This window comes from Paenibacillus sp. J22P90 (assembly GCF_059692195.1).
On record NZ_JCAUAY010000002.1, the window covers coordinates 613,059 to 626,978 of the forward strand.

General features: G+C 46.9%; 10 protein-coding genes. 3 read left to right on the forward strand and 7 right to left on the reverse strand.

Features of this window, described 5'->3' with window-relative positions:
- Window positions 1-12: 12 nt before the first annotated feature.
- Window positions 13-2,676: a DNA polymerase I gene (gene polA / locus AC58UX_RS07585; RefSeq protein ID WP_497251067.1), complete on the reverse strand. Its 2,664-nt coding sequence runs from the start codon at window positions 2,674-2,676 to the stop codon at window positions 13-15.
- A gap of 294 nt (window positions 2,677-2,970) precedes the next feature.
- On the opposite strand from polA, the gene AC58UX_RS07590 reads away from it, so the two are divergent.
- The gene (locus tag AC58UX_RS07590; RefSeq protein WP_497251069.1) at window positions 2,971-3,720 is read left to right on the forward strand and encodes an HAD family hydrolase; all 750 of its coding nucleotides are present in this window, start codon (window positions 2,971-2,973) and stop codon (window positions 3,718-3,720) included.
- 32 nt (window positions 3,721-3,752) lie between these two features.
- Here the strand turns inward: AC58UX_RS07590 and AC58UX_RS07595 are convergent, their stop codons facing one another.
- The gene (locus tag AC58UX_RS07595) at window positions 3,753-5,495 is read right to left on the reverse strand and encodes a GGDEF domain-containing protein (RefSeq protein WP_497251071.1); all 1,743 of its coding nucleotides are present in this window, start codon (window positions 5,493-5,495) and stop codon (window positions 3,753-3,755) included.
- Window positions 5,496-5,685: 190 nt separating this feature from the next.
- Between AC58UX_RS07595 and AC58UX_RS07600 the strand changes: the two genes are divergently transcribed.
- Window positions 5,686-7,254, forward strand: coding sequence for an ATP-binding protein (locus tag AC58UX_RS07600; RefSeq protein WP_497251073.1), 1,569 nt, complete (start codon window positions 5,686-5,688; stop codon window positions 7,252-7,254).
- 66 nt (window positions 7,255-7,320) lie between these two features.
- Here AC58UX_RS07600 and phoU read toward each other — a convergent pair whose 3' ends face one another.
- From phoU to AC58UX_RS07625, 5 genes are all read right to left on the reverse strand, one after another.
- On the reverse strand, window positions 7,321-7,980 hold the full coding sequence (gene phoU / locus AC58UX_RS07605; RefSeq protein ID WP_497251075.1) for a phosphate signaling complex protein PhoU: 660 nt from the start codon (window positions 7,978-7,980) through the stop codon (window positions 7,321-7,323).
- 23 nt (window positions 7,981-8,003) lie between these two features.
- Window positions 8,004-8,771 (reverse strand): phosphate ABC transporter ATP-binding protein PstB, encoded by a 768-nt coding sequence (gene pstB, locus AC58UX_RS07610; RefSeq protein WP_497251077.1) that lies wholly within the window; start codon window positions 8,769-8,771, stop codon window positions 8,004-8,006.
- 3 nt (window positions 8,772-8,774) lie between these two features.
- Window positions 8,775-9,632, reverse strand: coding sequence for a phosphate ABC transporter permease PstA (gene pstA, locus AC58UX_RS07615; protein WP_497251079.1), 858 nt, complete (start codon window positions 9,630-9,632; stop codon window positions 8,775-8,777).
- Window positions 9,629-10,567, reverse strand: coding sequence for a phosphate ABC transporter permease subunit PstC (pstC, locus tag AC58UX_RS07620; protein WP_497251081.1), 939 nt, complete (start codon window positions 10,565-10,567; stop codon window positions 9,629-9,631). Before pstC ends, pstA begins: the two co-directional genes overlap by 4 nt.
- A gap of 160 nt (window positions 10,568-10,727) precedes the next feature.
- Complete coding sequence (locus AC58UX_RS07625; RefSeq protein ID WP_497251083.1) at window positions 10,728-11,645, reverse strand: phosphate ABC transporter substrate-binding protein; 918 nt, start codon at window positions 11,643-11,645, stop codon at window positions 10,728-10,730.
- 261 nt (window positions 11,646-11,906) lie between these two features.
- On the opposite strand from AC58UX_RS07625, the gene AC58UX_RS07630 reads away from it, so the two are divergent.
- The gene (locus tag AC58UX_RS07630) at window positions 11,907-13,775 is read left to right on the forward strand and encodes a methyl-accepting chemotaxis protein (RefSeq protein ID WP_497251085.1); all 1,869 of its coding nucleotides are present in this window, start codon (window positions 11,907-11,909) and stop codon (window positions 13,773-13,775) included.
- Window positions 13,776-13,920 lie beyond the last annotated feature (145 nt).

Genomic DNA, 13,920 nt, shown 5'->3' on the forward strand with positions numbered 1-13,920 from the left:
AGATGTTGAGTGTTACTTCGCATCATACCAAGTCAGACCGAAATCAACGTCCGCCCGTAAAGGAACGTCCAGCTTCAGCGCAGCAGCCATCACTTCAGGCACGAGCTGACGCATCGTTTCCAGCTCATCGGCTGGCACTTCAAATACAAGCTCATCGTGTACCTGAAGCAGCATACGGCTCTTCAGCCCTTCTTTAACCAATCGATCTGCCATTTGAACCATCGCCAGTTTAATGATATCGGCTGCCGTCCCTTGAATCGGCGTATTCATCGCGGTGCGTTCTGCGAAGGAACGGATATTAAAGTTCGAATGCGTGATTTCCGGCAATAAGCGTCGACGTTGTAGCAAGGTGATCACAAAGCCATCCCTGCGGGCATCCTTAACGATCTCATCCATATATTTTCTAACCCCTTGGAACACGGCAAAATACTGTTCAATGAACTGTGCCGCTTCCCGACGGGTAATATCTAAGTTCTGGGACAAGCCGTAATCGCTGATACCGTAAACGATACCGAAGTTAACGGCCTTCGCTTGACGGCGCATATTGCTGTCGACGGCGCTTTCTTCTACGCCGAAGACGTCCATCGCCGTCTTCGTATGAATGTCCATATTCTGAAGGAATGCTTCCTTCAGCTTGTCATCCTGCGAGATGTGCGCTAGCACGCGCAGCTCGATTTGCGAGTAATCCGCAGCAAGAATGTACCATCCCGGTTCGGATGGAACGAAAACCTTGCGGATCTTCCGGCCCTCCTCCAGACGAATCGGAATGTTTTGGAGGTTCGGGAACTGGCTGCTGAGACGTCCCGTCGCGGCAATCGTCTGCCGGTAATAGGTATGCACCTTACCGGTCTCAGGCCGCACCTCTTTAAGCAGCCCCTCGACGTACGTCGACTGCAGCTTCGCTAGCGAGCGGTAGTGCAGGATCTGCCCGACAACCTCGTTGTAGGGCGCAAGACGTTCCAGCACCTCGGCATCCGTCGAGTAGCCGGTCTTGGTCTTCTTCGAAGCTGGCAGCCCCAGCTTCTCGAACAGAATCTCACCGAGCTGCTTCGGTGAGTTGATGTTGAACTCGACGCCGGCAAGCTTGTAAATACTGGACATGATCGTGTCCAGCTGCTTACCAAGCTCCACGCCGAGCGTTTTAAGCCCTTCGGCATCGACCGCGATGCCGCGCATCTCCATCTCCGCAAGAACGGCGGAGAGGGGCAGTTCAAGCTCGTAGAAGAGGCGATGCATCTCGCCCTTCTCTAATTCATCGCGCAGCACGGGAACCATGCGCGCCATCGCCATCGCTTTGCGACCCAAGTGGTCGCTAAGCGCAGCAAGTTCCGGCAGGCGAAACTTCGCGCCTTTGCCGAACACATCCTCGTCTGCCTTCACAGACGGCAGACCGTACTTCACCGACAGGCCGCTCAAGCTGAGATTCGACTCCGTCGGATCGAGGAGATAGGCGGCCAGCAGCACATCGAAATCCACCCCTGCGAGGTGGATGCCCTGCCAAGCGAGCGCCAGCTGCGCGCGGTGCAGGTCGAATAATTGCTTCTTCTTCGAAGCGTCGCTCAACCAATCGCGCAGCGCCTTACCCGCTTCACTTTGCAACAGATCAAACGGCACAAAGTAGGACGTATTTTCCCCGCCATCGTCCATAAACCACACAATCCCAACCATGACAGCTTGATGGGGATTTTCACCAACAGCTTCCACATGGATCGCGGCATAATCATCTAGTTTGGCAATTAACGTCTCGATATTACTTTCTGTTACTGCAACAGCTTCCAGACTCTCAACAACGAGGCCTTCTTCCTCCACGGTAACGGAACCAAAATCCAGCTTCTCCAACAGCGATTTGAACTCGAGCTTGCGGAACATACTCGACAAAGCTTGTCCATCAAAGCCATCATATCGGAACGAATCCCAGGCTGTTTCCATCGGAACCTCACGGTAGATGGTCGCCAATTCCTTACTCATGAGAGCACTCTTGGCATGCTCTTCCACTTTTTCTTTCATTTTACCTTTTAGGCTTGCTGTGTTCGCCAACACTTCTTCGACAGTGCCAAAGTCATGCAGCATCTTAAGCGCAGTCTTCTCGCCTACGCCGGGGATACCCGGAATATTATCGGACGTATCGCCCATGAGGCCCTTCAAATCAATGATCTGATTCGGCGTGAGGCCGTATTTTTCTTTAATCGCTTCCGGATCGAAACGATCCATTTCACTGATCCCCTTGCGGGTGATTCCTACGGTAACTTGGTCGGAAGCAAGTTGGAGCATATCCTTGTCACCGGAAATGAGAAGAACCTTCTCCCCTTTGGCATCCGCCGCTTTCGTCAACGTGCCGATAATATCATCCGCTTCATAGCCGGAGAGCTCGAATTGCGGGATTTTGAAAGCCTTCAATAAATCTTTAATTAACGGAAATTGTTCAGAGAGCTCTGGCGGCGTTTTGGCGCGACCGCCTTTATACTCCGCATATTCTGTATGTCGAAACGTAATTTTCCCCGCATCAAACGCAACGAGAAAATGGGTCGGTTTTTCTTCTTCAATTAACTTCAACAGCATCGTCGTAAAGCCATATACCGCATTGGTATGTAACCCGCTGGAGTTGCTGAGCAGCGGCAACGCATAGAAGGCACGAAACGCAATTGAGTTCCCATCAATAATAATAAGCTTATCCATAAGTTCCACCCCATTTTTAGACATACTTCTATAATCATAGCATACGAAATTAAAATAAAAAAACGGTTCCCTACATAAACATGTAAGGAAACGAAATAAACGGCTACGCCGTCCTTCAAGGACGGGAGCGTTTATGGAGAGATATAAGGAAAGAACAACAATCATTGAAAGGCAGCCTAGACTACAGCGGTGGGGTGATAAGTGTTTGGTAATAAACGATGACGCTGTCCCTCTAGGACAGGAGCGTTTATCAGAGTGTTAGATTGGACCGGTCTTCAGAAGGAGGTTCTCCGTATGAGTCCTTTTTTCTCACCCACACGTAAAAAGCTTATCTTTTTTGATATGAATAATACGATTCTCGATCGCAGGCAATGCTTCGATTCCGCTTTTCTTGAAGTCATGCAGGATTTCACGGGAAGATGGGATGCTGAAGATACGAAAGCGAGCGCGCAAGAGGCACTGCTTAGCTATAAGTCCGAGTGGAGCCGCCATCGCAAAACACCGATCAGAAGCCCCATCTCGCCTGACGAGCTGCGCCACATTTGTTTAATCAAAGCGCTGCACCCGTTTCCGATGCAGGTGAATACCGCGTTTACACGAACCTTCTTCAATCAAGTGGAAGAACGTGAAGACAATTTCGTGGCTTTATTTCCAGGGGTAGAAGATACACTAGAAGCGCTGTCACGTCAGTATAAGCTAGCCATTATTAGCAACGGGAACCGCAAACGTCTCCAGCGCAATTTGGAAAAAATGAAGCTAACCTCGTGGTTTGATCAGGAGAGGTTGTTTACAACGGAGAATGATGGTCCACGGAAACCGCATCCGGCGATTTTTGAGCAAGCTCTGAAATCGATGAACACGGCTGCGGGCCAAAGTGTGATGGTTGGAAATTCGTGGCGCAACGATGTGGTCGGCGCAGCCACGGCGGGGATCGACGCGGTCTGGATTCATCCGGCAAATATCAAGAAAATTTCGGAGCGGCGAATCGGGAAGCAGAAGGTTATCATTGTTCGCTCCTTCAAACAATTGGTTTATACGTTTTGATGCTTCATATGTATGGGAACGCAGGAATTAAGTTAATTAATCGCTTGAAAATAATAGATGCTGCCCTGGTGCGCCTTCGCTTTCTTCTTGAGCTGAGCCGCTGTTTGCGAAATATACTCCAGTGTAATGGGGGCCTCACAGTTGCATATCACTAGCGACAGCGATAAAGTGACCCCCTCGCTCTCAACTTTATTGCCGCTCCGATCCACGACATTCTCCCATGTTTCACCTTCGTAGAACACGCTGACACCCGCTTCGAACCGATGAATGATCTCCTGACAGAGCAGCTTCGGTGAAAGTGTCGTGGAAATGGCGATAAAATCATCGCCGCCGACATGCCCAACGAAATCATGCGGAGTTCCATAAAAGGCAATCGCCTGTTGCAGCACATCGGCCGTATACTGAATGAGCTGATCCCCTTTTTGAAACCCAAAGCGATCGTTATACCATTTGAAATAATCCAAATCCGCATAAATAACTTGAAAGTGCTCTTGCTCGTTAATTCGCTTGCTAATTTCCCGATTAATTTGCAAATTACCTGGAAGACCTGTCAACGGGTTCGCCACACGCGCAGATTCCATCCTGACATTCGTAATGCTCTCCAGAATCGTTCGAATCGACGCAGTCCCCGCCATTTTCCCATTGCTTGTGATGATGACAAGATCGTATAAATGATGAATGGCGCGTGACGTTGCCAGCAGTGACACCTGTTCAACAGCCACCTGCTCATCTACGATCAATGGCGAAGCATCCATCACACTATCTATTCTCCGATTCCAGTACAAGGAGTAGGCATATTGTCCCGCCAAATGCTGAAACAAGCGATCTCTCATCACAAGCCCCACGGGCTTTTCTTCTTGAACGATGACCACCCCGACCGCCTCTTGATTCTTTTTAAAATAGTCCGCAACTTCTGAAATCATGACATGTGTATGAAACACACCTGAGGGTGTTTTCAGCCCGCCGATATGCCACGTCATATTTCCTCCTTGTACATGGCGATACTGCCAGATCATCATTTTATGCGCATCCTCCACTAGTGCAGGTGAAGTAGAAGGTCTGCCAAGCAGATAACCTTGGGCAAAATGCACACCCATCTGCGTTAGTTTGGCGAGCTCTTCTATCTGTTCAATCCCTTCCGCGATCAACGAGATGTTCATTTTATGGGCAAACGTTACAAACGTTTCGAGAATATACGCTTTCACTTTATTTTGATGAATATTCTCAATGAGTGATCGGTCAATTTTAATAAAATCTGGCTGCAGCTCGGCAATCGCTTGAAGGGAAGAATACCCTGCTCCGGCGTCATCAATTGCTATTCGGTAGCCCTGAGTCCGATAGTGGGCCAATATTTTCTTAGCTAGAGAGAAGTCCTCGATGGAGCTTCTTTCTGTAATTTCGAACACTACATTGCTAGGACTAAGCCCATATTTCTGCAAGATTTCAAGTGTTTTGCCTGGCATAAATCCCGGGTCTTCCAGCACGTGCGAGGAAATATTAATGAATAACAGCTGCTCCTTATGCTCCAAAATGGATCCCTGAATCGCCTTCTCACGTGCCAACTGCTCTAAACGATATAGCTCGCCCTGTTCTTCCGCATATTGAAACAGACCTAAAGGGGAATGAAACGGTGTATCGACGGGACCGCGTGTTAAGGCCTCATACCCCATCACTTGACCATCCCTTAAAGAAACTATCGGCTGATAGACGGAAGTAATGCGCTGCTCCTCTATCAGATTTTGGAACTGTAAGGCAACTTCTGACTGAACTTTCATGTCCATCATCCCTCATCTATTTCTGCATATGACTCCAGTCTAGCAAACCAAATGATAGGGTGGATTAACCTTATGTAAAATGTATGTAAAGACTTACAAAAAAAAAGAGGGAATTACACTTTTTCCTCGAAAAGGTGTTGTATGGATTGTCAGGTGCGTACAGCAGATCTCGCGCGGAAAGGGACATATGATGGAACAACAAGTAAAAATCTTGGCGGTAGATGATCGCTATGAAAACTTGCTGGCTCTGAATAGCATTCTGGCCTCTTCTTCCTATGATGTTATTTCTTTACAATCAGGGGAGGAAGCACTTCGATATTTATTAAAAGAGCCTGCTGATCATATCGCGGTTATTTTGATGGATGTGCAGATGCCAGGGCTTAGCGGCTTTGAAACCGTAGAACTTATTAAGCAGCGGAAAGCTTGTCAGGATATCCCGATTATTTTCTTAACAGCCCTCAGTACCTCCATTGAGCACGTCTTACGAGGCTATCATGTTGGCTCCATTGATTATTTATTTAAACCTGTCCATCCCAAAATGCTGCGCATGAAGGTAGATGGCTTCGTAAATATGCATCTGAACCACCAGAAACTAAAAACTCAAAGTGAGCTTTTACATAAACGTACCCTTGATCTAGAAGAAACGAACCGCAAGCTTGCAGAAGCGGAAGAGAAGTTAATTCAGCAGAATGTGTTGCTAGAGAACTGGGTAGAAGAGCGAACTTCTGAGCTTGTTGATGCCCATGAGAAGCTCATGAACTCGCAGGAACATTTCAAAAAAATGTTCATCCTCTCCCCTTCCTTGATGGCCATTAGGCGTCTGCCCGATCTTGCCTATATCGATGTCAATGAGAGCTGGAAACAGCACACTGGCTATGGGGACGAAGTAATCGGCCAATCGATGGATCTTATGCAGAATGCTATCAATACTACGAAAAACGGTGACATTGTTCGTAATGCGAAGGTACGCTACGAAACGATAACTGGCGAAATTCGAACCGCCCTTCTCTCCACAGAGTACATCGATATCGAAGGTGAGACTTGTTTGCTTCAAGTCGCCGTTGATATCACCGAGAGTTTGCGATTTGAATCCGAAATGGCCCGCTTAGCCCAATTGAATCTGGTCGGGGAAATGGCCGCTGGTATTGCCCATGAAATTCGTAATCCGATGACGACCATTCGCGGTTTCCTGCAATTATTTCAAGAGAACGACCGTCATATGCAAAAAGAGTATATCCCCATTATGTTGGAAGAATTGGACAGAGCCAACGATATTATCACGGAATATCTCTCCTTGGCCAAAAATAAACAGTCCCATCAACGGCCTGAAAGTATTAACCGCATTATCGAAAGCTTATTGCCTCTAATCCAAGCAGAAGCTGTCATGTCAGGCAAGCACGTCAATGGCCAATTCGGCTATTGTCCAGAAATTCTTCTCGATGATAAAGAAATGCGCCAGCTAATCCTGAACATGTGTATGAACGGACTTGAGGCCATGAATATCGCCGGAACGTTAACAATTACAACCTACGCGGAGCCTGAGCACGTCGTTCTCCAGATTGCGGACCAGGGCAGCGGCATTAAAACCGAGCATTTGGAAAAACTGGGTCGTCCCTTCTTCACCACGAAAGATGAAGGAACTGGGCTAGGCTTAGCCATCTGCTATAGCATCGCTTCTAGACACAATGCCACCATTGAAGTGAGCTCGAGTTCAAATGGGACAACCTTCTTGATTCGTTTCCCGCTCCCTCCCAACTAATGAAAGGGCCGCCTCCGAAGTAGATAGATCTACTTTCGGAGGCGGCCCTTCTCATGCCATTCTCACTTACACGTTCAAATCTTTCCGTTTCCCTGTCACCATATAGATGACGCCCTCACCGATATTCGTCGTATGATCAGCCACTCGCTCCAAGAAGTGCGCGACAAAAAGCAAATGTGTTAATTGACGATTGCGATTATAATCCGTTCCCATCATCCCCATCAGCTCTTGCATCACGGTACTATATAGTTTGTCTACACGGTCATCCTTCTCGGCAAGTGATGCCGCCCTATGTACATCACGTTCCGTATAGGATAGAAGGCTCTCGTGCAGCATTTCGATCGCAATTTCAGCCATCTGCGGAATCACTTCTAGCGGCTTCACGAGCTCTTCACCCGCAAAGCGAATTGTGATCTTGGCAATGTCGACAGCATGATCGGCGATTCGCTCCAAGTCCGTTGCAATTTTGAGCGCGGTTCCGATGATGCGCAGATCGCTCGCCATTGGTTGTTGAAGCGCAATTAAGCGTAGGCACAGCTCATCGATGGTCGTTAAATAATCATCGATGAGATCATCCTTCTGGATGACTTGCTGTGCAGCCTTCTCATCCAGTTTCGCGAGAGATTCTACGGATTCATAAATTAATTGCTCTACACTCTCTCCCATTTGCTGCAGTTCTTTTTGAAGCAGTGCCAACGATTGATGAAACCCCGGTCTTGCGTCCATATCTATCTCTCCCTCTATGTGATTTAGCCGAATCGTCCCGTAATGTAATCTTCTGTACGTTGGTCATTCGGATTCGTGAAGATCTTATCGGTTTGGTCCGTTTCAACTAAAATACCGTTAAGGAAGAAGGATGTCATATCCGAGATTCTTGCTGCTTGCTGCATGTTGTGTGTCACGATGATGATCGTATACTTCTCTTTTAAGGTTTGTGTAAGTTCTTCAACTTTCAATGTTGAAATAGGATCCAAAGCCGAGGTTGGCTCATCCATGAGCAGCACATCAGGCTCAACCGCCAGAAGGCGGGCAATACATAACCGTTGTTGTTGGCCACCTGATAACCCCATAGCCGACTTGTTCAAACGATCTTTGACTTCGTCCCAAAGCGCTGCTTGTTTAAGACTGCGTTCTACGATTTCATCTAGTACCGCTTTTTTCTTGATACCATGAATCCGCGGCCCGTAGGCGATGTTATCGTAAATGCTCATTGGAAAAGGATTGGGACGTTGAAACACCATGCCGACTCGCTTACGGAGTGACACCACATCAGAGTCTGATCCATAAATATTGTGACCGTCCACAGAAACATTCCCTGTGATCCGCACGTTATCGATGAGATCATTCATTCGGTTCAAGGTGCGAAGGAAGGTCGATTTCCCACAGCCCGAAGGACCGATCAGCGCTGAAATAGAGCCGGTTTCGATGTTCAAATCGATATTGTGCAAGGCTTGATTTTCGCCATAAAATAAATTCAATTTCTCTGCCTTAATCTTATACTTCGTCGCAATAGCCATGTGTTATTTCCCCCCGGAGAGTCTTTTTTGTAAGATTCGACTTGGTATCGAAACCAGCAGATTAAAGATTAGAACAACGATGAGCAAGAGTGCGGCACTGCCTTTAGCAATTTCTTTCGCATCAGGAACGAGTGATTCTGCACCGATGTACCATAGATGAACGGAGAGTGTCTCTCCCATTTTGAGCGGATTGAAATCTGGAAAAAAGCGCGATACCGACAAACCAGCTGTGTAAATGAGAATCGCGGATTCACCCAGCGCACGACCAGCAATTAGCGTGATCCCTGTAATCAAGTTGGGTAGAGCAGCCGGAATGAGCACCTTGCGGATCGCTTGCCATTTGGTTGAGCCCAGCGCTAAGCTAGCTTCCCAATAAGAGTCAGGCACTGTGCGAATGGCTTCCTCTGTCACCCGCACCATAACGGGCAAGTTCAGTAGTGCAACGGTCGCCGCGCCGCCAAGAATTGAAAATTTGAGTCCTAACAAATTAGCGAATAGTAGAAAACCGAAGAGTCCAAATACAATAGACGGTACTGAAGAAAGTGCCTCAACCGAGATTCTGACAAGGTCAGTGAACCAGTTCTTTTGCGCATAAATCGCTAGGTAAATCCCTGAAAATAAGCCGATCGGAATCGAAATCACAAGGGACAAGAACAAGACATAAAAAGAGTTGAAAAGCTGTGGTCCTACGCCGCCGCCGGCTTTGATTTCTTCAGGTTTACCAAATATGAAATGCCAGGAAAGGTGAGGGATGCCATCGCCTAGTATGCGAATGAGAAACCATGCCAGAATCCCGATGATGATAATACCGGATGTCCAGAAGTAGATGGTGGCGATACGGTCTGTTGTTTTACTTGTCATTTCAATTCACTCCTCTTGGCTACGATACGAATAATAAGAATCAGAGATAAGGAAATGACAAGTAGAAGCAAAGCCATCAAATAGAGCGCATTGTTCCAAGTTGACCCGTAATTCGTATTCCCCATATCTTTAACGATTGCTGTTGTTAATACTGTTGTAGAGTCGAGCAGCGATTTGGGCATTTGCGGTGAGTTCCCGATAACCATGAATACCGCCATCGTTTCACCAATTGCTCGGCCCATTCCCAAGATGATTGCCGTCAGAATACCAGGTCTCGCCGCTGGCAAGAGGACACGCCACATCGTTTGCCACCGTGTTGCGCCAAGCGCTAGCGAAGCTTCCTCCAATCGACCAGGCAGTGAACGAATGGCGTCTTCGGAAATGGACAAAATAGTAGGAAGAATCATAATCGCTAAGATAATGGCTGCTGGCAAAATACCGTAGCCCACACCGCCCGTTATTTTACCTAAGGCAGGTACTATGACCGTCATCCCGATCAGACCATACACAACCGACGGGATTCCGACGAATAGGTCAGTCGCTGGACGCATGATCTCGCGCATCCACTTCGGTGCAATTTTAGCCATGAACAAGGCACCAGATAAGGCAAGCGGTACGGAGATCACGACAGCTACAAGGGTCATGAGCAGCGTGCTGTATAGAAAAGGAAACGCACCGAATTTATTTTGACCAGGCGTCCAATCTGTTGAGAAGAAAAACTCGAGAGGACTCACACCTTGAAAAGTTTTGATGCCCTGCATACCTACGAATACAATGATAGAGAAAATGATGGCAGACACTAAAGCAGCACTACCGACAAATAACCACCTCATTAATTTATCTTGTCTATGCTGTCTTTGGGTCCATTTGGTGATGATTGGACGATTCTTCTCGTCCGCTTTGGCGCTGGTTAGTTGATCTACTATGGAATTCACTTCGTGATTCCCCCTTCTCTACATTACACAAGACTTACTATTATCATAGAATATGAATGTCATTGGATCGTAAATGATTTGTTAAGGGAATGTAAAAGTTTTGTTTTTATGAATAAAAAAAGAGCGCTGCATACGATGCAGACGCTCTTGGTATGATACCTTATTTTTTCAACAGATCAGCTGGTAAGAACTTCAACTCACGAACTTGCTTCGCTTGGAATTCTTTGCTTTGGATGTAATCAATGAAAGCTTTCGCAGGATCTTTAGCTTCGCCTTTTGTGTACATATGTTCAACACCAAACAATTTGTAAGTGCCGTTTTTGATGTTGTCTTCTGTGAAAGCTACGCCATCAATTTTCAAAGCTTTTACAGTGTCATCGATATAAGGTGTATCTACGTAACCAATGGAACCGGATTGACCTACAACTGCTGTTTTCATAGCACCGCTGTTTTCTTGCGTGATACCGTCTTTTGTAAATTCTTTGCCATCCAAAATGATTTGTTTAACAAGTGTACGGGAACCTGAGCTGTCCGGACGATGAACAAGAACGATCTTCGCATCATTTCCGCCAACGTCTTTCCAGTTTGTGATTTTACCCATGTAGATATCCGTTGCTTGTTGTTTAGTTATGTTGTCTACTTTCACATCTTTGTTCACGATGAAAGCGAAAGGCGCGATAGCAACTTGGTGATCTACAAGACCTTTGTCTTTATATTCAGCAGCCGGCTCAACGTCGGAGTTACCGATGTCGGAAGTACCGTCAGCTACGTTTTTAATTCCTGTACCTGAACCACCAGCTGTAACGTTGATTGTTACTTTCGGGTTCTTTTCCATAAACTCAGTTGCCGCTTGTTTAACTAATGGTAGAAGTGCGCTGGAGCCAGAAGCAGTTACGGTACCCGTTAATTCTGTTTTAGGTGTTTCAGAAGGTTTTGCAGAAGCTGCTACAGTTGCTGCAGGTGTAGTGGAAGCTGCGTTGTTCGTCTCTGTTTTAGCCCCGCAACCAACCAAAGTCCCCATCATTAATACCGCGGATAGTGTAAAAGTAATCCCTTTTTTCGACATGAAGTTTAACATAGTTAACATGTCCTCCTTTGAATGTATGTGCTGGATTTGGTTAAGTTCGATCCCCATCTTCTTGTGTGTCGAACGACCTTACTCCCTTATGGTAACAAGCGAATGTTAAATACAAACCCACGAAACGTAAACGTAATGTAAAACTTTTAATTTACAAATCATTTACATAGTTCGACGCTTTAGTTAATAGAAGCCCCCTATATTAATAAGTAATTAGACGGAGAATGTCTAAGGTTGTCTATATATAGGAGGAATACATACATGGGTAAAATGACGTTGTCCAACTTCTCTATGCGCGCAAAATTAATCGCCAGCTTCAGCGGAGTACTGCTTATTTTCGTAGCGGTGGCCCTGTTCAATCTACATCAGGTAACGCAAATTAAGCAGCATATGACCGAGCAGAACGACAAAGTAGATCTTAAAGTCATGGCGTTAGAGCTTAAAAATTTAGTTCAAGAAATGAACATTATTGCTTCTGGACTTGAGATTTCAAAAAAACCGGAGTTCATTGAGAAGTACAATAGTAAACGCCAGCCCTACAATGACTTCATCCAGAAGATCGGTAATACGGCTAGCACCCCTGAACAGCAAAAATGGCGAAGCCTATTAATTCAAGCCTCCGTTGATTACATTAACAATTTCGATACCGCTGCTAAAATGGTTCAAGATACGAGCATTAAGCCAACCGATCTCCAGATCAATCTGTTGTATCTATATAGTGAATCGCAAGAATTGAAGGATAACATCTTTGGTTTAGTCGATAAGTTTTACGTCACGTATGCAGACGGTGCTGCTCAGGCGATCGCCAGCTCCTCCAAGGCACTGGATGATAGTCGCACGATTATGCTGGTTGCCTCAGCTTGCGTCTTCTTCCTAACCTTAGTGATCGCGTTTCTCATTATTTCGTCGTTCACACGCCCTATCTCATTGCTGCAAAAAGCGGTCGCACGCATTGCTGCTGGTGATCTAACCCACACCATTAACTCCTCTGCTAAAGATGAGTTGGGTCAATTAAGCAACAGCTTTGATCAAATGATCAAGCAGGTTCGTACCATGCTTGGCGCCACAAAGGGCATCGCTTCCTCTTTATCCGCTCATTCGCATGAGTTTCATCGCTTTTCACAGCTTACAGCTACAGCCAACTTGGATATCCTGAAGGCGATCCATGAGATCTCATCAGGTGCGGACGAGCAAGCGATGAAAACAGAGAGCAGCTCCTTGCTCATCGCCGAGCTGGAGGAGGAGATACGCGACATTCGCGCGTATACGCAGGAAATGAAGCGCAGCAGCGACGAGGCTGCTGTCGGCACGCAGCAAGGTACTGCGTCCGTGCAGGCGCTCAAAGCATCGACTGCGCAGTCGCAGCTCCTGCTGCAGAAGGTGGACGCTGCGATGCAGTCGCTCAGCGCCAGCTCAAAGCAGATCGGCGCCATCGTGCGCTCGATCATGGAGATTTCAACGCAGACGAATGTGCTTGCGTTGAATGCCGCGATCGAAGCGGCCAGAGCCGGCGTGCACGGCCGCGGCTTTTCTGTGATCGCGGACGAAGTACGCGAGCTGTCCCTGCAAACGAACGGATCGTCGAAGACGATCAGTGGTATTATTGGGACGCTGCAGGGGCAGATCCAAGAGCTGCAGCTCTCGTTGGTAGATGCGCGTGAGTCAGCGCTCACGCAGAGCTCTCATGTGGAGGAGACATTCGGCTCCTTCAGCCGAATTGAGCAATCGACGTTCGTGATCCGAGAGCAGATTGCGCAGATTCATCAGAAAATCGAACAAGCTCAATCGAAAAACGATCATCTCGTTGATTCCGTTCAGTTCGTTGCCGCCATTGCGCAGGAAACTGCTGCTGGTGTTGAAGAGGTGAACTCGACCAGCATCCAACAGGACGCTTCGATACGCCGAATCGCTGAGGAGTCGGATGATATTCTGGAGCTGGCACAGCAGCTTTTTGCTGAGATTAGTAAGTTCAAAATCGCCGAAGCGGTTATGGCGGATGAGGTTATACATAGCTATGAAGTTGAAAAGAAAGTCGTGGAACAAATCGTGGAACAAATTACTGCGATTGAAGAGGAAATGAGTGGTCGGATTTCTCCCCCCGCATCCATTAGTCCGAAATTGTCGAACTAATTTCACTGTCCGCAACACAAATTCTCTTTAGTCCTAAATTGCCAAACTAAATCGACTAAAACAACACTCTCGCGAGGAAAATGGGGAATTAGTTCGGCAGAATCTGACTATTGGTCTTTTTAAAGCGAGATCCTCATATTAATTT

Bases quoted from the DNA above. Each gene is read 5' to 3' on its own strand.
- AC58UX_RS07625 (WP_497251083.1), bottom strand. From the start codon at position 11,645: ATGTTAAACTTCATGTCGAAAAAAGGGATTACTTTTACACTATCCGCG.
- AC58UX_RS07630 (WP_497251085.1), top strand. From the start codon at position 11,907: ATGGGTAAAATGACGTTGTCCAACTTCTCTATGCGCGCAAAATTAATC.
- polA (WP_497251067.1), bottom strand. From the start codon at position 2,676: ATGGATAAGCTTATTATTATTGATGGGAACTCAATTGCGTTTCGTGCC.
- AC58UX_RS07600 (WP_497251073.1), top strand. From the start codon at position 5,686: ATGGAACAACAAGTAAAAATCTTGGCGGTAGATGATCGCTATGAAAAC.
- phoU (WP_497251075.1), bottom strand. From the start codon at position 7,980: ATGGACGCAAGACCGGGGTTTCATCAATCGTTGGCACTGCTTCAAAAA.
- pstB (WP_497251077.1), bottom strand. From the start codon at position 8,771: ATGGCTATTGCGACGAAGTATAAGATTAAGGCAGAGAAATTGAATTTA.
- pstA (WP_497251079.1), bottom strand. From the start codon at position 9,632: ATGACAAGTAAAACAACAGACCGTATCGCCACCATCTACTTCTGGACA.
- AC58UX_RS07590 (WP_497251069.1), top strand. From the start codon at position 2,971: ATGAGTCCTTTTTTCTCACCCACACGTAAAAAGCTTATCTTTTTTGAT.
- AC58UX_RS07595 (WP_497251071.1), bottom strand. From the start codon at position 5,495: ATGAAAGTTCAGTCAGAAGTTGCCTTACAGTTCCAAAATCTGATAGAG.